The organism is Micromonospora purpureochromogenes (assembly GCF_900091515.1).
In the GTDB taxonomy this organism is placed as follows: domain Bacteria; phylum Actinomycetota; class Actinomycetes; order Mycobacteriales; family Micromonosporaceae; genus Micromonospora; species Micromonospora purpureochromogenes.
Window position 1 is genome coordinate 2,749,468 of record NZ_LT607410.1, and the last position, 19,196, is coordinate 2,768,663.

18 protein-coding genes are annotated in these 19,196 nt (G+C 74.7%); 13 read left to right on the top strand and 5 right to left on the bottom strand.

The genetic code is table 11. The features are described 5' to 3' along the window. Window positions 1–5: 5 nt before the first annotated feature. The 3 genes from GA0074696_RS12795 (at window position 6) to GA0074696_RS12805 (ending at window position 4,494) form a co-directional block, all read left to right on the top strand. Entirely contained in the window at window positions 6–1,112 is a 1,107-nt protein-coding gene (locus GA0074696_RS12795) for an SPFH domain-containing protein (protein ID WP_088961321.1), read from the top strand. 153 nt (window positions 1,113–1,265) lie between these two features. Further along, the gene (locus GA0074696_RS12800; protein ID WP_088961322.1) at window positions 1,266–2,057 is read left to right on the top strand and encodes a hypothetical protein; all 792 of its coding nucleotides are present in this window, start codon (window positions 1,266–1,268) and stop codon (window positions 2,055–2,057) included. Window positions 2,058–2,328: 271 nt separating this feature from the next. Beyond that, the gene (locus GA0074696_RS12805; protein WP_088961323.1) at window positions 2,329–4,494 is read left to right on the top strand and encodes a transglycosylase domain-containing protein; all 2,166 of its coding nucleotides are present in this window, start codon (window positions 2,329–2,331) and stop codon (window positions 4,492–4,494) included. Window positions 4,495–4,556: 62 nt separating this feature from the next. Here GA0074696_RS12805 and GA0074696_RS12810 read toward each other — a convergent pair whose 3' ends face one another. Then, window positions 4,557–4,976 (bottom strand): GNAT family N-acetyltransferase, encoded by a 420-nt coding sequence (locus tag GA0074696_RS12810; RefSeq protein ID WP_088961324.1) that lies wholly within the window; start codon window positions 4,974–4,976, stop codon window positions 4,557–4,559. 158 nt (window positions 4,977–5,134) lie between these two features. Here GA0074696_RS12810 and GA0074696_RS12815 point away from each other — a divergent pair, with 158 nt between their 5' ends. Next, window positions 5,135–5,614 carry an SRPBCC family protein gene (locus tag GA0074696_RS12815; RefSeq protein WP_088961325.1) on the top strand — a complete coding sequence of 160 codons (480 nt, stop codon included), beginning with the start codon at window positions 5,135–5,137 and terminating at the stop codon, window positions 5,612–5,614. Here GA0074696_RS12815 and GA0074696_RS12820 read toward each other — a convergent pair. After that, window positions 5,611–6,225 carry a dTMP kinase gene (locus GA0074696_RS12820; RefSeq protein WP_088961326.1) on the bottom strand — a complete coding sequence of 205 codons (615 nt, stop codon included), beginning with the start codon at window positions 6,223–6,225 and terminating at the stop codon, window positions 5,611–5,613. The two genes, GA0074696_RS12815 and GA0074696_RS12820, sit on opposite strands and share 4 nt — an antisense overlap. A 120-nt stretch (window positions 6,226–6,345) precedes the next feature. On the opposite strand from GA0074696_RS12820, the gene GA0074696_RS12825 reads away from it, so the two are divergent. The 4 genes from GA0074696_RS12825 to GA0074696_RS12840 all read left to right on the top strand — a co-directional run bounded on the left by GA0074696_RS12825 (window position 6,346) and on the right by GA0074696_RS12840 (window position 10,215). Next, complete coding sequence (locus GA0074696_RS12825; protein WP_088961327.1) at window positions 6,346–6,915, top strand: dihydrofolate reductase family protein; 570 nt, start codon at window positions 6,346–6,348, stop codon at window positions 6,913–6,915. Between the two features lie 68 nt (window positions 6,916–6,983). Then, window positions 6,984–7,793 (top strand): TrmH family RNA methyltransferase, encoded by an 810-nt coding sequence (locus GA0074696_RS12830; protein WP_088964527.1) that lies wholly within the window; start codon window positions 6,984–6,986, stop codon window positions 7,791–7,793. Between the two features lie 38 nt (window positions 7,794–7,831). After that, window positions 7,832–8,410: a hypothetical protein gene (locus tag GA0074696_RS12835; RefSeq protein WP_088961328.1), complete on the top strand. Its 579-nt coding sequence runs from the start codon at window positions 7,832–7,834 to the stop codon at window positions 8,408–8,410. A gap of 71 nt (window positions 8,411–8,481) precedes the next feature. Continuing rightward, window positions 8,482–10,215, top strand: a complete 1,734-nt coding sequence (locus GA0074696_RS12840) for a PucR family transcriptional regulator (RefSeq protein WP_456238174.1) — start codon at window positions 8,482–8,484, stop codon at window positions 10,213–10,215. Between the two features lie 23 nt (window positions 10,216–10,238). On the opposite strand, the gene GA0074696_RS12845 is transcribed toward GA0074696_RS12840, so the two are convergent. Next, on the bottom strand, window positions 10,239–11,588 hold the full coding sequence (locus tag GA0074696_RS12845; RefSeq protein ID WP_088961330.1) for a hypothetical protein: 1,350 nt from the start codon (window positions 11,586–11,588) through the stop codon (window positions 10,239–10,241). A gap of 92 nt (window positions 11,589–11,680) precedes the next feature. Between GA0074696_RS12845 and murD the strand changes: the two genes are divergently transcribed. Continuing rightward, window positions 11,681–13,027, top strand: coding sequence for a UDP-N-acetylmuramoyl-L-alanine--D-glutamate ligase (gene murD / locus GA0074696_RS12850; protein WP_088961331.1), 1,347 nt, complete (start codon window positions 11,681–11,683; stop codon window positions 13,025–13,027). After that, window positions 13,024–13,809: a poly-gamma-glutamate hydrolase family protein gene (locus GA0074696_RS12855; protein ID WP_088961332.1), complete on the top strand. Its 786-nt coding sequence runs from the start codon at window positions 13,024–13,026 to the stop codon at window positions 13,807–13,809. Before murD ends, GA0074696_RS12855 begins: the two co-directional genes overlap by 4 nt. Before the next feature lie 36 nt (window positions 13,810–13,845). Here the strand turns inward: GA0074696_RS12855 and GA0074696_RS12860 are convergent, their stop codons facing one another. Continuing rightward, window positions 13,846–14,814, bottom strand: a complete 969-nt coding sequence (locus GA0074696_RS12860) for a hypothetical protein (protein WP_231925348.1) — start codon at window positions 14,812–14,814, stop codon at window positions 13,846–13,848. Between the two features lie 87 nt (window positions 14,815–14,901). Between GA0074696_RS12860 and GA0074696_RS12865 the strand changes: the two genes are divergently transcribed. Together GA0074696_RS12865 and GA0074696_RS12870 are read left to right on the top strand one after the other, a co-directional pair. Beyond that, complete coding sequence (locus GA0074696_RS12865) at window positions 14,902–15,774, top strand: hypothetical protein (protein ID WP_088961333.1); 873 nt, start codon at window positions 14,902–14,904, stop codon at window positions 15,772–15,774. A gap of 37 nt (window positions 15,775–15,811) precedes the next feature. Beyond that, on the top strand, window positions 15,812–16,705 hold the full coding sequence (locus tag GA0074696_RS12870) for a hypothetical protein (protein ID WP_157745878.1): 894 nt from the start codon (window positions 15,812–15,814) through the stop codon (window positions 16,703–16,705). Between the two features lie 16 nt (window positions 16,706–16,721). Here GA0074696_RS12870 and GA0074696_RS12875 read toward each other — a convergent pair whose 3' ends face one another. Then, window positions 16,722–17,615: a glutamate cyclase domain-containing protein gene (locus tag GA0074696_RS12875; protein ID WP_088961335.1), complete on the bottom strand. Its 894-nt coding sequence runs from the start codon at window positions 17,613–17,615 to the stop codon at window positions 16,722–16,724. A 267-nt stretch (window positions 17,616–17,882) separates the two neighbouring features. On the opposite strand from GA0074696_RS12875, the gene GA0074696_RS12880 reads away from it, so the two are divergent. Beyond that, complete coding sequence (locus tag GA0074696_RS12880; RefSeq protein ID WP_088961336.1) at window positions 17,883–19,190, top strand: aspartate aminotransferase family protein; 1,308 nt, start codon at window positions 17,883–17,885, stop codon at window positions 19,188–19,190. The last annotated feature ends 6 nt before the right edge of the window (window positions 19,191–19,196 follow it).

Consider the following 19,196-nt stretch of genomic DNA (forward strand, 5'->3'; position numbering starts at 1 on the left):
GCGGTATGGAGTTTGCAGCGGTCCTGTTGGTGGCCGTGGCCCTGATCGTCGTGGTGACGCTGGTCAAGGCGGTACGCATCGTGCCGCAGCAGCGTCAGGACGTGGTGGAGCGGCTCGGAAAGTACAAGCGCACCTTGAACCCGGGCCTGAACCTGCTGGTCCCGTTCATCGACGCGGTGCGTACCAAGGTCGACATGCGCGAGCAGGTGGTCAGCTTCCCGCCGCAGCCGGTGATCACCTCGGACAACCTGGTCGTGTCGATCGACACGGTCCTCTACTACAAGGTGGTCGACGCGGTCCGGGCCACCTACGAGATCGCCAACTTCATCCAGGCCATCGAGCAGCTCACCGTGACCACGCTGCGCAACGTGATCGGCTCGCTGGACCTGGAGCGGGCGCTGACCAGCCGCGAGGAGATCAACCGACACCTCTCCGGGGTGCTCGACGAGACCACCGGACGCTGGGGCATCAAGGTCACCCGGGTGGAGATCAAGGCGATCGAGCCGCCGGCGAGCATCCGGGACTCGATGGAGAAGCAGATGCGCGCCGAGCGGGACCGCCGGGCGGCGATCCTGACCGCGGAGGGGCACAAGCAGTCGCAGATCCTCACCGCCGAGGGTGACAAGCAGTCCGCGGTGCTCCGCGCCGACGGTGACCGGCAGGCCCGGATCCTCCAGGCCGAGGGTCAGGCGAAGGCGATCCGTACCGTCTTCGACGCCATCCACCAGGCCAACCCGAGCCAGAAGGTGCTGGCCTACCAGTACCTCCAGGCGCTGCCGCAGATCGCCAACGGCACCGCCAACAAGGTCTGGATCGTGCCGGCCGAGCTGACCAAGGCCCTGGAGGGGATGGGCGGCGCGCTCGGCGGGCTGAGCCAGATGGTCGGCGACGTGCCGACCCCGGAGGCGTCGGACACCGCGAGCCAGGTCGAGCGCGAGGCCGCGGAGGCGGCCCAGGCGGCGGCCACCGCCGCCCAGCAGATCCACGACGAGGTACGCGTCGCCGAGGCGCAGGCCACCGGCGGCAAGGCCCCGCAGGGGCTGCCCGCCCCGGAGCCGGTCTCGCCGGAGAGCCTGCTCAACGACCCGGCCGACCGGCGCGAACGCGGCTGATCCAAGCGCCGTCCGGAGCCGGACGGCAAATGCGAGAAACACTCATGCCCCGTCCCGGCGCCTGCCACGATCGGTCTGACGGACGGGTGGTGGCCAGGAGCCGGGGCGCCGGATGCGTCCCCGCGCCGCCCGTCGGAGCGAGCGAGGTGAACCATGGACCCGGCGAAGCGGCTCTTCTCCAGCACCCCCGTCCCCGGCGCGCACGATCCCGCCGGCCCGTTGGGCACCCGCCGTACCGGTGGGGGGTTCGGGGTGCTGCCCTTCGTGGGCGACCCGGGCCCCGCGGCGCCGGCCACCAACGCGAGCTGGGCGTGGTCGCTGCGGCGCTTCGCCCGCGCGTCGGTGTGGCTGCTGCCCGCGTACGCGGTGCTGTACGGCGTGGTGGCGCTGGCCAGCGACGGCGGGGTGGGCAACGACCCGTACCCGGCCGACGGCCGGCCGCTCTACCTGGTGGGCTGGGTGGCCGCGGTCTGGCTGGGCCTGCTCGCCCTGCTGGCGTTGACCGGGCTGCTCGCCGCCACCCGCGACCGCAAGGTGGCCGTCACCGGGCTGCTGGTCAGCATCGCCGGCACCGTGCTGATGCTGCCCTTCGCCGGGCTGGCCGAGCAGACCCCGGTCTTCGGCACCACCGCCCGGATGCTGGTCCTGGTCGGCGCCACCTTCTACAGCGCCGGCTGGCTGTTCACCGGCTGGTCGGTGGCCCGCTCCGGGATGTTCTCGATGGGTGACGGCGTGATGCTCATGATCGCCGCCCCGCTGGTCGGCCTCGGCGGCGCGCTGATCGGCTCGCTGCAGACCTTCGGCGCCATCTTCGTCCTGATCTCGGGCATCGGGATCGGCTACCGCTCCGGCCGGCTGGTCCCCGCCGCGATCGCCCGCGACGCCGCCACCGCCAGCGTCCCCACCTCGACCGGCGGCCCCCAGGGCCCCCTCCCCGCCGCCTGACCCGCCCGCGCCCGCGCTTCCGCGCCCGTGCCCGCGCCCACGAGCCTCGACGGGTTGATCAAGAGGCTTGCGTCCGGAAATGCGCCGGCTGGGTGGGGCGGGAGTGCCGTCAAGGGGGCGCGGGGGGCGCGGCGGTGCAGCGGGGACGGCAGGGCCGAGTGGGGACGGGAGGGGTGTGGGGCGGAGAGAAGGCTGGCAGGTCACGGTGAGTTAGCTGACAATCGCGTGCCGGGGTGGCCCGCTTCACGAATCGCTGGCAATCCTGGACACCATGCCCCGACCCCGGTCGCCGCTGTCGCGGCTCTTCACCGTGCTGCTCGCCGGCCTGCTGGCCGGCCTCGTTCTCGCGGTCGCCGCGCTGCCGGGCAACCTGCTCGCCGGAGTGACCGCCAAGGCGGCCCTCGGGGCGTACGACGAGCTGCCGGCGGCCCTGCGCACGCCGGCCACCCCGCAGCGGTCCTACCTCTACGCCAACGACGGCACGACGCTGCTCACCACGTTCTACGACGTGAACCGCACGGACGTGCCGCTGGCCGAGATCGCCCCGGTGATGCGGCAGGCGATCGTCGCGGCCGAGGACCGGCGCTTCTACTCGCACGGCGGAGCCGACCTGCGCGGCCTGGCCCGCGCCGTGGTCGCCAACCTGACCGGCGGCTCGGCGCAGGGCGGCTCGACGCTGACCATGCAGTACGTCCGCAACGTGCTCAAGACCGATCCCAGCCGCACCGCCGAGGAGCGGCAGGCCGCCACCGAGCAGACCGTCGGGCGCAAGCTCCAGGAGATCCGGTACGCCACCGCGCTGGAGGACTCCCTCAGCAAGGACGAGATCCTCAACCGCTACCTGAACATCGCGTACTTCGGTTCCGGGGCGTACGGCGTCGCGGCGGCCAGCCAGCGCTACTTCGGCAAGGCCCCGGCGGACCTGACCCTCGGCGAGGCCGCCCTGCTCGCCGGCCTGGTCCAGTCGCCCGACGAGTACAGCCCGATCGACGGCGACGCCGAGGCGGCGCTGACCCGGCGCGGGTACGTGCTCGACGCGATGGTCGCCACCGGCGCGATCACCGAGGCCCAGGCGGCGCAGGCCCGCACCGAGAAGACCACCCTGCGGCCGACCGCCCAGCCCAACGGCTGCGTGGCCACCCGGACCGACGACGCCGGCTTCTTCTGCGACTACCTGCGCCGGTGGTGGCTGGAGCAGCCCGCGTTCGGCGCCACCGCCGAGGAGCGGGAGCAGGCGCTGCGCCGGGGCGGCTACCGGGTGGTCACCTCGCTCGACCCGGACGTACAGGCCACCGCCGTCAGCCAGGCCCGCAAGGTCTACGCCGACGACGACGCGCGCGCGCTGCCGATCGCGGCGGTCGAGCCGGGCACCGGCCGGGTGCTGGCGATGGCGGTCAACCGCCGGTACGGCGTGGCGGAGAACGAGACGGTCAACCCGCTGATCTCCGGCGGCGGCAGCGTCGAGGGCTACCAGGCCGGCTCGACGTTCAAGATGTTCACCATGCTCGCCGCGCTGGAGGCCGGCAAGCCCCTCGCCACCGGCTTCGACGCCCCCAGCCGCCTGCCCACCCGGTACGCCGCCGAGGGCGAGGGCAGCTGCGACGGCAGGTGGTGCCCGGCCAACGCGAACCCGGAGCGGATGGACGGCTACCGGATGATGTGGGACGGCTTCGGCCGCTCCGTGAACACCTACTTCGTCTGGCTGGCCGAGCAGGTCGGCGAGGACAAGGTGGTGGAGATGGCGCAGCGGCTGGGCATCACCTTCCGGGCCGAGTCCGACGCCGCCTTCGCCGCGAACGACGCCGCCAACTGGGGCGCCTTCACCCTCGGTGTGGCCGCCACCACCCCGCTCGACCTGGCCAACGCGTACGCCACGGTGGCCGCCGAGGGGACGTACTGCGCCCCGACCCCGGTGGTGTCGGTGACCGCGCCGGACGGCACCAAGGTGCCGGTCGGCCAGCCGTCCTGCAAGCGGGTGCTGGAGGCCGACGTCGCCCGGGCCGCCACCGACGCGGCGCGCTGCCCGGTCGGGCAGCAGTCCGCGTACGGGCAGTGCAACGGCGGTACGGCCAGCGGGGTGAGCCGGATCGTGGGTCGCCCGGTCGCCGGCAAGACCGGCAGCTCGGAGAAGAACGCCACCGAGACCTTCGTCGGGTTCACTCCGCAGGTGGCGGTCGCCGGGATCGCCGCCAACCCGGACGACCCGAGCGACGCCGTCGGCGCCGCGGTGCAGAGCGAGGTGATCGACGCGGTCGCCCGGACCATCCGCGCCGCAGTCGACGGCCAGCCGGTCCGCGACTTCACCGCGCCGAGCCGCGAGCTGGCCGGCAACCCGCAGCGCCCCGAGCCGAAGCCGGCGCCCCGCCCGGAGGAGCCGCGGCGCGAGCGGGAGATCCCCTCCGACATCCTGCGCTGGCTGCAGAACCGCCGGGGCTGACGCCCGGCCGCACCATCGTGGACGGTCACCGTTCCCGCCCGGGGACGGTGGCCGTCGCCGGTTCAGGACGTGCGGCGCGGGCCGACCCGGAACATGCCGGTCATGTCTTCGTGGACGGCGTAGCCGAAGCGCCGGTAGAGGGCGACCGACCCGCCCGTGGCGAAGAGCCCCACGAAGGTGCGCGCCGAGGCGCGGCCGGCGATCCACTCCTCCAGCCGACCGAGGATGGCGGCCCCCACCCCCCGGCGCTGCCGTTCCGGCACCACGGCGAGGTCCTGCAGGTAGTAGTAGATCGCCCCGTCGCCGATCAGCCGGCCCAGCCCGATCACCCGGTCGCCCTCCACCGCCACCACCGCGTGCAGCGAGGCGGCCAGCGAGGCGGGGATCGCCGCCGGGTCGTACGCGTCGGCCCAGCCGACGGCGCGGGTCACCGCGACGAACTCCTCGACGGTGGGCAGCCGGTCGACCAGTCGGTACTCCATGATCGAAGCCTAGGTCGGGTGCTGTCCAGCCGAGTCGTGGGTTGGCCGTTAGCGCGGGCGCGGTGACCCGAGGGCGGCCAGAATGAGGGGCGTCCGCCCGCGCCGCGGACCGCCACCGTGGGCCCGGACGAGGGATGTCCGCCGAGGGGAGTGCCGCCATGGCAGTGGACGTGGTGACGGAGATCGTGATCGACCGGCCGGTCGCCGACGTGGCGGCGTACGCCGGCGACCCCGGCAACGCTCCCACCTGGTACGTGAACATCGAGTCGGTGGAGTGGCGCACGCCTCCGCCACTGCGGGTCGGTTCCCGCCTCGCCTTCGTCGCGCATTTCCTCGGTCGGCGGCTGGCCTACACGTACGAGATCGTCGAGCTGGTCCCCGGCGAGCGGCTCGTCATGCGGACCGCGCAGGGCCCGTTTCCCATGGAGACGACCTATCGCTGGGAAGCGCAGGGCCGGGCGCGCACCCGGATGACCCTGCGCAACCGTGGCGAGCCCCGCGGCTTCGCGACGGTGACCGCCCCGGTGCTGGCGGCGGCGATGCGCCGGGCGAACCGAAAGGACCTGGCCAGGCTGAAGGCGGTGCTGGAGCGGGAGCGCGGCGGGCCGGGGCCGGGAGGCGGCAGGACGATCGCCTAGCCGCGTCGCGTACCGGTGGTCAGCGGTCGGACCAGCCGGTCCAGGGCGGCGGCGACCGCCGTCGGGTCGGCCCCGCCGTCGAGCACCCGGAAGTCGGGGAACTCCGGCAGCGCCCGGTAGGCGGCGTCCAGCGCCGCCAGGTGGCCCGACTCCTCGGTGTCGATGCCCCGCTCGTGCACCCGCCGCTGCGCCAGCGCGGGCGACACCGCCAGGAAGCAGACCAGGTCGGGACGGGGGAACAGCGCGTACGCCGCCCGGACCAGCCGGACGCCCCGGTCGCCACGGGCTCGCATGATCACGTACTGGCACCAGGTCCAGCGGTCCATCACGCCCACCCGGCCGGTCAGCCGGACCCCGGCGACCGCCCGGGCCACGGCCAGCCAGCGCACGGCCGCCTCCAGCGCCGGGTAGAGGCGCCGGCCGAACAGGTGCATGCCGTCGCGCCGCCCGAGCCGGTGGGCGAGCCGGTTCCACAGCGGGCGGCCGCCGGCGTTCTCGAAGTACGTCGCCGGGACACCCCGCTCGGACAGCCGCCGGGCCAGCGCCCGGGCCTGCGTCGACTTGCCCGAGCCGTCGACCCCGAGCAGCGCGATGATCACGGGACGGGCCATGCCCCGGCACGCTAGCCGGCCCGGGCAAGAAATTCTCCGCCGGGCTGTCGGGAACCGGCGCTCCGCTCCGACCCACCGGTGAGAGCGCCCACCGGAGGCGCCCGGACGTGAGGAGAGACCATGCGCAAGGTCGTTTACTGGGTCCACCAGTCCGTCGACGGCTTCATCGAGGGCCCGAACGGCGAGTTCGACTGGCCGTCGATGGGCCCGGAGCTGTCCGCGTACTCCCTGGAGCTGACCGAGCGGGCCGGCGCCTTCGCCTACGGGCGGAAGGTCTGGGAGATGATGTCCTGGTACTGGCCGCGCGCCGAGTCGATGTCGACGGACCCGCACGACCTGGCCTTCGCGCCGATCTGGCGGCGGACCCCGAAGGTGGTCGTCTCCCGGACGCTCACCGGAGCCGAGTGGGACGCGCGGGTGGTCGGCGGCGACGACCTCGCCAAGGAGATCACCGCGCTCAAGGAGCAGCCGGGCGGGGACCTGCTGCTCACCGGCGGCTCCGGCGCCGGCGCCGCGCTGACCGCGCTCGGCCTGATCGACGAGTACCAGGTGATCGTGCACCCGGTCGTGCTCGGCGGCGGCCGGCCGGTCTTCCCCGGCGGCCCGGAGCGCCTGGACCTGCGGCTGGCCGGGTCGCGCGTCTTCGACGGCCGGAGCGTGCTGCTGCGCTACGCGCCCGCGGCGGGGTGAGCGTGGCCCGGGTCGCCCCGGCGACCGCCCCGGCCGCCGCAGCACGGGCACCCGGCAGAATCGTCGCCGTGCCCGTCCACCAGATCACCGACCCCGACGACGACCGGATCGCCGACTACCGCGCGTTGACCGACGTCGAGCTGCGTACCCGCTGGGAGCCCCCGCACGGGCTGTTCATCGCCGAGGGGGAGCTGGTGCTGCGGCGGGCGCTGCGCGCCGGCTACCCGGCCCGGTCGTACCTGGTGGACGCCAAGCGCGTCGACCAGCTCGCCGACCTCGACACCGGCGACGCGCCGGTCTACGCCGCCACCCCGGACGTGCTCCAGCGGGCCACCGGCTTCCACGTGCACCGGGGCGTGCTCGCCTCGTTCCGTCGCAAGCCGCTGCCGGCCGCCGCCGAGGTGCTGGCCACCGCCCGCCGGGTGGTGATCCTGGAGGACGTCAACAACCACACCAACCTCGGCGCGATCTTCCGGGCGGTGGCCGGGCTCGGCGTGGACGCGGTGCTGCTCTCGCCGACCTGCGCCGACCCGCTCTACCGGCGCAGCGTACGGGTCAGCATGGGTGAGGTCTTCGCCGTCCCGTACGCGAAGCTGGAGCCCTGGCCCGACGCGCTGGCCGAGGTACGGGCGGCCGGCTTCACCGTGCTGGCGATGACCCCGGCCCCGGACGCGGTGCCCATCCAGCGCCTGGACGCCGCCCAGCGGGCCCGCGCCGCGCTGCTGCTCGGCGCGGAGGGCGCCGGGCTGACCCGGGCCGCGATGGAGGCCAGCGACGCCCGGGTGGTGATCCCGATGCGCCGCGGCGTCGACTCCCTCAACGTCGCCGCCGCCACGGCGGTGGCCTGCTGGGAGCTGGGCCGCGACGACCCGCTCTGAGCCCCCACCGCCGGCCACCGGGCCGGTAGGGTCGCGGCGTGAGCCTGGCCGCGAGCACCCGTGGTGTGGTGTGGGCCGCCCACGCCGTCGGGGGCTGCGGGGCGCTGACCCTGCTCTGGGCGTTCAGCGTTCCTGGCTTCTCGGTGATCGTCGCGTTGATCGCCCTCACCGTGCTCGCCGTGGCGGCAGTGCTCTGGACCGTCGGGGCGCAGTTGTCACACCGGGCCGGCCGGACGTGGCCGTGGTGGCTGCTCGTCGCCCCGGTGCTGGCGGCCGTCACCCTGGCGCTGCTGGTGACGCGGGCCCCGCTGCACTCCCGCTGGGAGCTGAGCCGAGGCGCCTTCGAGACGGTCGTGACCCGCCTCCCCGAGTCGACTGCGGCGACGAGGTTCGACCGGGTGGAGGCGCCGGCCCGGATCGGCAGCTACCGGATCACCACCGCCTATCTCGTGCCCGGCGGGGTCATCTTCTACGAGAGGAACGGGGCCTTCTTCAACGACGCCGGCTTCGCCTACCTGCCGGGCGGCCCCAGCCGCTCCCTGCACAACGGTTCCTTCGAGTCGCCCATGTTCTGGCCCCTCGGCGGTGGCTGGTACGGCTGGACCGCGAGCTGGTGACCGTCGGGGGCCTGCCGCCCCGCTGACCAGCAGGTATCGGGACCGGGGTCACGGACGGTAGCGTGTCGCGCGTGTTCCCTACCGTCCGTGAGGTCCTCGCCCTCGATCCCGTCCGCCACGGCGCGCCGCGCCTGGTCGCCGGGGACGCCGGCCTGGACGCGCCGGTCCGCTGGGTGCACGTCGCCGAGGTGCCCGACATCGCCACCCTGCTCGGCGGCGGTGAGCTGGTGCTCACCACCGGCATCGGGCTGCCCGCCGACGACACCGGCCTGCGCGCCTTCATCGGCGACCTGGCCGACGTCGGCGTCTCCGGGCTGGTGGTCGAGCTGGGCCGCCGGTACGTCAGCGGGGTGCCCCGGGTGATGGCGGCCGCCGCCGAGCGGCGCGGCCTGCCCCTGGTCGAGCTGCGCCGGGCCACCCCGTTCGTCCGGATCACCGAGGCGGTGCACGCCCTGATCGTCGACGCCCAGCTCACCGAGCTGCGGGCCACCGAGGAGATCCACCAGCGCTTCACCGAGCTGTCGGTCGAGGGCGCCGGCCCCGCCGAGGTGGTCCGGCAGGCGGCCGAGCTGGCCGGCTGCCCGCTGGTGCTGGAGAACCTGTCCCGGCAGGTGCTCGCGTACGACCCGGCGGGGGAGAGCGCCGAGCTGCTGCTGGACGGCTGGGAGCAGCACTCCCGGCGGATCCGTCCCGCCGGGCGCACCGCGTACGACGCCGACAGCGGCTGGCTGGTGACCACCGTCGGCGCGCGGGGGCAGGACTGGGGTCGGCTGCTGCTGCGCTGGCCCGGTGGGGGTGACCTGGCCGCCGGGAGCACGCTGGGCGGTCGGCCGGCGGGCACCCCGCCGACCCGGCTGACGATCCTGGTGGAGCGGGCCGCCTCCACCCTGGCGCTGGGCCGGCTGATCCGCCGCGACGCCGAGGGCCTGGAACGGCAGATCCACCGCACCCTGCTCACCGCGCTGCTCGACCACTCCCGCCCGGTCGACGAGGTCGCGCTGCGGGCACGGGCGCTCGGCGTCACGCTGGAACGCCGGCACCTGGTCGGGGTGGTGGTCCGGCACCGCCTCGACGACCCCGCCGAGGGCGCCGGGGAGAGCACCGTGGCGGCCGAGTCCCCGGAGGCCGGCCCGGCGCGGCTGCGGGATCTCGCCGAGGCGGTGGGGCAGGCGCTGCGGGAGGCGAAGCTGACCGGGCTGACCAGCGCCGTCGACGACCAGGCGGTGGGCGCCCTGCTCGCCCTGCCCGACCCGGCCGCGGAGGAGCGGGCGCTGACCGCGTTCGCCGCCGCCCTGCGCCGGATCCGGCTCGACGCCGCCCCGGCCCGTCCCGCGGTGGCCGGCGCCGTGCCGCCGGACGCGGTGATCGTCGCCGCCGGGTCCGGGGTGGGCGGCCTGCGGGAGGCCCGGCGGTCGCTGATCGAGGCCCGGCAGATCGCCGACGCGGCCCGCCGCGACCGCCGCGACCTGCCCATCTTCCGGCTACCCCACGTCGGGCTCGCCGGGCTGCTGCACCTGCTGCGCGACGAGCCCCGGGTGCAGACCTTCGTCGAGCGGGAACTCGGCGCGCTGCTCGCCCACGACGCCCGGCACCCCCGCGACCAGTTGCTCGGCACGCTGCGGGCGTACCTCGAACAGGGCCGCAACAAGTCGGCGGCGGCCGCGGCGGCGCACCTGTCCCGGCCGGCGTTCTACGAGCGGCTGGCCCGCATCGCCCGCATCCTCGACGTCGACCTCGACTCGGTCGAGGCCTGCCTCTCCCTGCACGTCGCCCTGCTCGCCCTCGACGCCATCCGCACCCCCTGAACCGGGCAGCCGGGGGTATGGGGTCAGGTCAGGGCGGTGAGGGCCTTGGCGTACGGGGCGGGGACGAAGTTCGGGCCGCCGGGGGTGAACACGTCCGAGCCCGCCGCCGCCGACCAGGCGGTCTCCGGGACCGCGTCGACCAGGGCGCGGACGACCGGAGCGTCGCGCCACTGCTCCTGCTCGGCGAGCAGGCTCAGCGCCACCACCGACTCCTCGACCTCGCCGACGCACTCGAACGGCTTGTGCCCGTCGACGCCGAGCAGCTCCCGGTAGCCGGGGATCTGCGCCGGGTCGGCCAGCAGGTCGCCGCCGAAGATGCGCACCACCCGCTCGCGCGGCATGAACGGCGCCATGGCGAGGAAGACGAACCGGCACTTCGGGCAGTCGCGGCACCAGCGCTCGCTCGCGTCGCGCAGCTTGAACGCGGCGTTGCAGCTGGTCACCACCGCGTCGTACCGGTCGATGCCGGCGAAGAGCCGGGCGATGTGCAGCTCCGACAGCGAGCGCAGCAGCGAGAAGTACGGCTCGGTGAGACCGGCGTGCTCGGCCAGCGCCGCCCGCAGCAGCCCCTCCGCCTCGACGCCCTTGGACCACTGGTGGTTGATCTCGTGACCGTTCCAGATCAGGTTCGGGTCGGACGCGGAGCGCTCGTTGGACATCACCACCGGCCCGAGTCCGTGCAGCACGGCGGTGGCCACCGCGATCAGCGAGTTGATCGCGGTGACCGGGATGTGGCCGTTGAGCGCGCCGGCCGCGTTGAGGTCGAGCAGCACCGGGTCGATCCGCCGGCGGGCCGCGAGGGGGGTCAGCCCGGACGCCTCGTTCACCGAGACGATCACGTGGTTCGGGTTCACCGAGAACGGCACCGGGTCGAAGCCGGCCCGGCGCAGCGCCTCCAGGCTGACGATGGAGTCCTTGCCGCCGCCGACGGCTGAGAGCGGGCGACGGTCGGAGTCGTCGTACTCGCGCGCCGGGGAGACGGTGCCGGAGGGCAGCTCCGGGCGCAGCTCGAGCACGTGCGGCAGCTGGTTGCGGTAGGCGTACTCGGCCAGGCCCTTGGTGTAGACGGCGGTGACCAGCTCGGCGGCGGCTGCGCCCAGCGGCGCCGGCAGCACCAGCCGGCGCGGCGCGGCGGCCTTGTAGTAGCTGACCCCGGCGACCACGTGCAGCAGCTCCAGGACCCGACCCAGGGTGGCCACGGTCTCGTCCGACGGCGGATCGGCGGGCAGCGGCAGGGTGATCACCTCGGTGAACCGCTGCTCACCGTCGGGACCGGTCAGCTTGTAGTCGAACAACGCCTCGCCGGTGGCGAGGTCGATCGAGTAGGACGGGAAGGTGAAGGCGTCCATCCGCCGGAGCTGCTCGTTGGGCACACGCCATACTAGGCCCTGGTTCGTCCGGCCGTGTCCGGCTGCGCCGGACCGTGCCCCCTGCCACGCCGTCGAGACCCTCGAGGAGAGAGCCCGTGCGCCTGTCTGACCTGCGCGGACGTACCGTCGCCGTCTGGGGGGCCGGCCGCGAGGGCCGGGCCGCCGTGACCGCCATTGCCGCGCACGGCCCCGCCGGCCTGGTCGCCGTGGACGACAGCGCCAACTTCCTCACCCTGCCCTGGGAGGGTCCGCTCGCCGAGGCCGCGCCGCTGATCACCGGGGAGGCCGGCTTCGACCGGCTGGCCGCCGCCGACGTGGTGGTCCGCTCGCCGGGCGTGCCGAACACCCACCCGTGGATGGTGGAGCTGCGGGCGCGGGCGGCCACGATCACCCAGGGCACCGCGCTCTGGATGGCCGACCACGCCGAGCGGACCATCGGGGTCACCGGCAGCAAGGGCAAGAGCACCACGTCCAGCCTGATCAGCCACCTGCTCGCCGCGGTGGACCGGCCGAACGTCTTCGGCGGCAACATCGGGGTGCCCACCCTGGACCTGCCCGAGGCGGACCTGTACGTGCTGGAGCTCTCCAGCTACCAGTGCACCGACCTGACCGACTCGCCCCGGGTGGCCGTGGTCACCGCGCTCTTCCCCGAGCACCTCGACGCGCACGGCGGCGAGGCCGAGTACTACCGGGACAAGCTCAACCTGCTGGCGTACGGCCCGCGGACCGTGGTGGTCAACGGCGCCGACCCGCGGCTGGCCCTGGAACTGGGCGACCGGGCCGCCGTGCGCGCCGGCCGGCCGGACACCGCCAACGTTGCCAGCGGCCCCGACGGCACGCCCTGGTTCCACCTCGGTGACCAGCCGCTCTTCCCGCGCGCCGTGCTGCCGCTGGTCGGCCGGCACAACGAGGGCAACCTCTGCGTGGCGCTGGCCGTGCTCGACGCGCTCGACGTGGACGTGGTGGCCCGCAAGGACACCCTCGCCGTGGCGGTCGCCGAGTTCCAGGGGCTGGCCCACCGGCTCACCGAGATCGCCGACCCGTCCGGGCTCACCTTCGTCGACGACACCCTCGCCACCAGCCCGTACGCGGCAATGCACGCGATCGACGCGTACGAGGGGCGGCCGTTGACGGTGATCGTCGGCGGCACCGACCGGGGGCTGGACTACAGCCCACTCGCCGCGCACCTGGCCGAACGGGAGATCACCGTGATCGGCATCCCGGACAGCGGCCCGCGCATCGTCGAGGCGCTGGCCGGGTTGCCGGCGGTGCGGACCGAGCTCGCCGAGGACCTGGTCGCGGCGGTCGGGCTGTCCCGCAAGCTGACCCCGCCCGGCGGGGTGGTGCTGCTCTCGCCGGCCGCGCCCAGCTACGGGCGGTTCCGCAACTTCGAGCACCGCTCCGAGGTCTTCGCCCAAGCGGTCGCCGACACCGCGCGGTGACCTCCGCCGAGGACCGGACCGGGGATCCCGACCGTCCCCGCCCGAGCCGGCCCACCGCGCACCCCACCGACCGGTACGGTTCCAACACCGAGCTGTACGCCACCGCGGGTCTCGTCGAGGGCGTCGAGTACGCCGTGCGCTGCTGCCATCGATGCGCCCCGGACGAGCAGCCCGGCTGCGCGACCGGGACGACGCGGACGGCGGTCCTCGCGCCGCACGGTGGCGGTATCGAGGTGGGCACGTCGGAGTTGTGCCTCGCGGTCGCCGGCTACCACCCGGCGACGCTGGAGCCGAGCACCGACGGCAAGGGGTGGCACCACTACTGGATGTTCGAGGGGCTGCTCGACTCCGGCAACGCCGCCCTGCACGTGACCTCGGCGAACTGCGACGACCCGTGGGCGGAGTCGATCTGCGGTGGGGTCCGCCACGCCGTCGCCCTGCACGGCTGCACGACCCGGCAGGCCGGTGAGCCGGACGGGACCGGGGCGGTGGTGATCGGCGGGCTGGACGCCGGGCTGCGGGACCTGCTGCGCCGGGAGTTGGCGAAGGTGAACATCGCCGTCGCCCGGCGGGTCAACCGCGCCATCGACGGGTCCAGCCCGCAGAACATCTGCAACCGGACGGCGTCCCGGGCGGGCGCGCAACTGGAGCTGACGACGCCGCTGCGCGAGGCGATGTTCCGCACCAACACCTGGGACGGACGCAAGCACACCACCCGGCCGCTGTTCTGGGACTTCGTCTCCGCGACCCGGACGGCACTCGCGCTGCACGCCGACGCCTGACGTCCCTGATCCGAGCGGCCCTGTACTCGGCATAGGTCAGCCGAGCACCTCGTGCAGGGCTCGCATCGCGCGGATCGCCGAACGGATCTCCTGGAGGTAGCGCCCCGGGGTGAGGGTCGGCTCGGGCAGCCGGACCAGGTCGGGTAGGGCCGGGTCGACGCCGACGGTGTCGACCGCGCAGCCGTACGGCACCGCCAGGGTGCGCAGCGCGTCGCAGTGCTGGAACGGCACGTAGATCGGCGCGGTCACCACCAGCAGCGCGTCGCCGGGGGAGAGCCGGACGTGCCCGGCCCAGAACCGCTGGGTGTCGGCGGTGTGCGCGCGCCGCCGCTCCGGCTCGCTGGACGGGGCGGCGAGCACCCGGAACGGCGGCAGCCCGTCCCGTCGGTAGGTCCGCGCGGACCAGGAGTGGTGCGGGTGGCCGGCGTCGTGCCCGTCCTCCTCGTCGGGCGCGGCCACCCCGAGGACCGCGCGGACCGCCGCGTCGAGCGCGTCCACCTCGGTGTCGGCGGCGATCCCCGCCCCGGCCAGCACGCCCCGCTCCACCTCGGAGAGCGGCCGGAAGCTGCCGAGCACGGCCACCTCCCCGTCCACCGCCGGCCCGTGCCGCACCAGGTGGGCCGCGTACGCCACGCGCCGCAGGCAGGCGTGCGCCAACCCGCCCAGGACCACCAGGTGCGCGTACCGGGGGCGGGCCGGTCGCACGGGGCGGACCAGGCCGAGCGCCTCGGCGGTGGCGTGCACCAGCGCGGCGGTGCTCGGGTCGAGGGTCGGTTCCCGCGCCTCGGGGCGTTCCCGGCCGCCCCGGAAATCCCAGTGCCGGGCGGAGAAGTCGTCCAGCCCGGCCAGCACGGCCGCCAGGTCGCCGGCCGGCCACTCGCCGCCGAACCGGGCGACCAGCGCCCGCAGCGGCGGGGACTCCACCCAGGCCCGCACCCCTCGGGCGAGCTGCGCGGGCGATGCGTCCGCCGGGCAGTTCGGCAGCGCCACGTCCGCGATCCGCACCAGCGGATCGTACCGACGGCCGTGGCCCCGAGGGGCTCTTGTGGATCGGCACTACGCTGGGCGCACCGACGAGATCGGGGGCTGCCGATGACTGGCGACGTGCTCCGTCGACGTTCCACCGGCCGTACCGGGTCGGCCAGTGGACTGGTCCGGCTGGTGGCGCACACCGACCCGGTGGCGCTGATCGGCATCACCCTGTCGATCGCGCTCTCCGTCACGCTCGACCTCACCAACGCCGCCAGCGGCGTCGAGTCGCTGCTGGCCGGGCTGATGGGCATCACCATCTCGCTGCTGGTGGACTCGCTGGCCCGCGCGGAGCGCCGGTTCCACCTGCGTACGCTGCTGGACGGGCCACCCTGGCTGGTGCAGGGCGCGCCGGAGATCGTCGTCGCCGTCCGGGAGGCGGTCGAGCGGCACGCGGGCACCCGGGTCGCCGAGGAGGCGCAGCGCCGCTACGAGCAGTTCCGGATCGAGGCCGAGCAGCTCGCCGTGGGGCGGGTGGTCCGGCGGGGCGACGACGACGAGGACCTGATCGGCGCCACCCGCGACTGCACCCGGAGCCTGCAGGGGCTCACCAACCTGACGCCGCGGGCCAGCGGCGAGCTGAGCTGGTGGCGCAGCGAGATCGGGCGGCGCTACTGGGAGGCGAACCTGGCGGCTCTGGCCCGCGGGGTGCGGATCACCCGGGTCTTCGCCTACGCCACGCTCTCCGACCAGCTGGTCGAGCTGGTGGAGAAGCAGCGCCGGGCCGGGGTCCGGGTGGGGCTGCTGCCACTGGGTGTCGTCAGCCCGCACCTGCACGTCAATCTGACACTCTGGGACGGCTCGAGCTGCTGGGAGGCCAGGATGAGCGCGCACGGTGAGATCAGCGAGAACCAGTTCTCGGTCAACCGCGCCGACATCGACCGGCTCACCCGGGTGTTCGACCTGTGCGCGAACGTCGCGACCTTCCAGGACTGACCGTGCCGGCGGGCGGTGGAGCGGAGATGGGCCAGCCATGACGTGGAGTGCCGTGCTCCTGGTGACGGCCGTGGTCTGGGCGGTCAGCGTGATCCGTTCGGTCCGGCTGCGGGCGTTCGTCTACAGCCTGCCGCTGCCGATGACGCTGGCCCTGGTCACCACGGGCCACCGGGTCGACGGCGCCCAGCTGCTCGGCGTGCTCGGCCTCAACCTCTTCTTCGTCACCGTGGCGCTTACCCACCACCGGTTGCGCTGGCCGATCCTGGTGGCCGACCTGGCCGGGATCGCCGCCTACGTGGCGTTGAGCGCCGGCCTGCTGGCGGTCCCGGTGCCGTTCGGGCCGGCCCTGGCGGGCACGGTGGCGCTCTGGCTGCTCGCCATGGTGGTGCTGCGTCGCCGCGCCCGGGCGGTGGCCGCGGCGCCGGAGCGGCCGGTCGACGCCCGCCGGGACAGCCTCCCCGCCCCGGCCAAGCTGGCGGTGATCTTCGCCGGGGCGGTGCTCACCGGCCTGCTCGGCCAGCTGCTGCGCGGGATGGTGGTGACCTTCCCCTACTCCGGCGTGCTGGTCGCCGTGGAGGCCCGGCGCCAACTGGTCGACTTCAGCCGGCACTTCGCCCGCAACAGCCTCGCGCTGGTCGGGTTCCTCACCGCCTACCACTATCTCCAGGACGGGTCGCCGGTCGTCGCCCTGGCCGGGGGCTGGGCCGCCTTCGCGTTGCTGGCCACCGCCCTGCACCTGCCACGCCGCCGTCGCGCCGAGCCCGCCCCGGCCGGCGGCCTCCCGGACCCGTCGGCCGGCCCCGCCCCGGTACCGCCGACCCGGCCCGCGCCGGACCCGCCGGCCCGGCCCGCGCCGGAAGGTACGGCCGGCGCCCCGCGCGCCCGGCCCCGGCCGCGTCCGACCGCCGCCGAGCGCCGCGCGACCACCTGAGCCCGACGCCCGCCGGTCAACCCGCCGCCGCGACCAGCTCCGCGATCCGGGTCAGCGGCTCGGCGTACGCGGGCCAGTCCAGGCCGTCGACGCTGACCTCGGCCCGCCGGCGTACGCCGTCCACCGCGCCCGCCCGGGTCACCATCTCGGTCAGCACGGCGTACGACCAGTCGGGGCGGAGCAGGTCGCGCAGGGCGGGCAGCTCGGGGCGCAGCAGCGCCAGCGCGCCCACCAGCGCCGCGGCGGCCCAGTTGGACGTGCCGCCGACGAGCAGCGCGTCGCAGCCGACCACGCAGTGGATCCGCTCGCCCCGGTCCACCACCCGGCCGACCAGCTCCGCCGGCAGTCGGCCCATGCCGAGCTCGTTGCCGCCGTCGCCGATGCCGATCCGGTAGGCGGAACCGGCGGCGTAGAGCCGGTCCAGTGGCGCGGTGTGGGCGCCGATGTCCTCGCCCCGCATGTTGCGCGGGCGGCCGTCGACGCCGGGGCCGACCCGCTCGCAGGCGATCAGGTGCGACAGCGCGGCGTAGCGGGGCAGGACGGCGGCGGCCCAGTCGTCGTACCCCTGGACCGGCGCCACGTCCAGCGGCACGTCCGGTGCGGCGGCTCCGAGCGCGGCGGCGACCACCGGCGCGCAGGGCGCGTCGGTGACCAGCCGGACCTCGCCGCCGAGCGCCCGCAGCGCGGCGGCGAGCTGGACCGCCCCGATCGGACCGTCGGTCTCGGCCGCGGGCGGGTCGGCGGCGGGGATGTAGAACCCGGTGAGGACCGCGGCGTCGGGCGCCGCGGCGAGCGAGCGGGCGGCGGCGAGCAGGCCGCCGGCCGCCGGTACGGCCAGCCGCTCGCTGCCCCGGCCCACCTCCCGCGCGGCCGTCCGCTCCAGCTCCGCGACGGTCTGCGCCAGCCGCATGTCGGACCTCCTGCAACCCGGGGGACCGGCCCAGCGTAGGGCGGGCGGTCCAGCCGGCCGCCGTCCTGCGGAATGAGTCGCGGATCGCTCGGCTGTCCACCGGAAAGGATTGCGAAGGAGGCGGTTGGCCCCGGAAACCGCACCGAGCGGGTTGACGCGCTGTCAGGCCGCCACCCCGGCTGCGCTACACAGTGACAGTTGTCCCTGTCGCCGGGTGGTGGAAGCGTGCGGGGAACGCGAAATCCGCCGCCGCTGAAGGGTGCGACGATGACCTCCGACGACCTGCTGGCCCGACACCGGGCCGTGCTCCCGTCCTGGATGCCGCTCTACTACGCCGAACCGATCGAGCTGGTGTCCGGCTCGGGTCGCCGGGTGACCGACGCGCAGGGCCGGACCTATCTGGACTTCTTCGGCGGCGTGCTGACCAACATGATCGGCTACGACATCCCGGAGATCCGGGAGGCGGTGGAGCGCCAGTTGCGCACCGGCATCGTGCACAGCTCCACTCTCTACCTGATCCGCCAGCAGGTGGAGCTGGCGGAGAAGATCGCCCGGCTCTCCGGCATCCCGGACGCCCGGGTCTTCTTCACCAACTCCGGCACCGAGGCCAACGAGGCCGCCCTGCTGGTCGCCACCAACCACCGCCGCTCCCACCAGATCCTGGCGGTCCGCAACAGCTACCACGGCCGGTCGTACGCGGCGATGGGCGTCACCGGCAACCGCGGCTGGTCGGCGAGCGCGCTCAACCCGCTCCAGGTGGCCTGGCTGCACTCCGGCGAGCGGCTGCGCGGCCTGCTGGCCCGCCTCGACGAGTCCGACCGGATCGACGCGGCGGTGGAGGATCTGCGCGAGGTGCTGGCCACCCAGACCGCCGGCGACGTGGCCTGCCTGATCGCCGAGCCGATCCAGGGCGTGGGCGGTTTCGTGGCCCCGCCGGACGGGCTCTTCGCCGCCTGGAAGAAGGTCCTCGACGAGCACGGCATCCTGCTGATCTCCGACGAGGTGCAGACCGGCTGGGGGCGTACCGGCGAGCACTTCTGGGGCTACCAGGCACACGACGTCACCCCGGACCTGCTCACCTTCGCCAAGGGCGTCGGCAACGGCTTCGCCCTCGCCGGCGTGGTCGGCCGGGCCGACGTGCTGGAGTCGGTGCCGGCGATCAGCTTCTCCACCTTCGGCGGCAACCCGATCTCGACCGCCGCCGGCAACGCCGTCCTGGACTACCTGCGCGACCACGACCTGCAGGCCAACGCGGCCCGCACCGGCGCGATCCTCGCCGACGGCCTGCGCGCCGCCATGGTCGGTCTCGACTGCGTCGCCGAGGTACGCGGCAAGGGGCTGATGCTCGGCGTCGAGTTCGTCCGGCCGGGCGGCACCGAGCCGGACCCGGTGCTGACCACCCGCGTCTTCGAGGCGTGCCGGGCCGGTGGGCTGCTCGCCGGCAAGGGCGGCCTGCACGGCAACGTGCTGCGGATGGGCCCGCCGCTGACGCTGACCGAGGACGAGGCCCGCGAGGGGCTGGCCATTCTCGTCGACGCCATCCGCTCCTGCGCCTCGGCGGAGGTGGCGGCATGAGTGGGG

Bases quoted from the DNA above. Each gene is read 5' to 3' on its own strand.
- GA0074696_RS12875 (WP_088961335.1), bottom strand. From the start codon at position 17,615: ATGCGGCTGGCGCAGACCGTCGCGGAGCTGGAGCGGACGGCCGCGCGG.
- GA0074696_RS12820 (WP_088961326.1), bottom strand. From the start codon at position 6,225: ATGGCCCGTCCCGTGATCATCGCGCTGCTCGGGGTCGACGGCTCGGGC.
- GA0074696_RS12880 (WP_088961336.1), top strand. From the start codon at position 17,883: ATGACCTCCGACGACCTGCTGGCCCGACACCGGGCCGTGCTCCCGTCC.
- GA0074696_RS12800 (WP_088961322.1), top strand. From the start codon at position 1,266: ATGGACCCGGCGAAGCGGCTCTTCTCCAGCACCCCCGTCCCCGGCGCG.
- GA0074696_RS12810 (WP_088961324.1), bottom strand. From the start codon at position 4,976: ATGGAGTACCGACTGGTCGACCGGCTGCCCACCGTCGAGGAGTTCGTC.
- GA0074696_RS12815 (WP_088961325.1), top strand. From the start codon at position 5,135: ATGGCAGTGGACGTGGTGACGGAGATCGTGATCGACCGGCCGGTCGCC.
- GA0074696_RS12870 (WP_157745878.1), top strand. From the start codon at position 15,812: ATGACGTGGAGTGCCGTGCTCCTGGTGACGGCCGTGGTCTGGGCGGTC.
- GA0074696_RS12865 (WP_088961333.1), top strand. From the start codon at position 14,902: ATGACTGGCGACGTGCTCCGTCGACGTTCCACCGGCCGTACCGGGTCG.
- GA0074696_RS12795 (WP_088961321.1), top strand. From the start codon at position 6: ATGGAGTTTGCAGCGGTCCTGTTGGTGGCCGTGGCCCTGATCGTCGTG.
- GA0074696_RS12805 (WP_088961323.1), top strand. From the start codon at position 2,329: ATGCCCCGACCCCGGTCGCCGCTGTCGCGGCTCTTCACCGTGCTGCTC.
- GA0074696_RS12825 (WP_088961327.1), top strand. From the start codon at position 6,346: ATGCGCAAGGTCGTTTACTGGGTCCACCAGTCCGTCGACGGCTTCATC.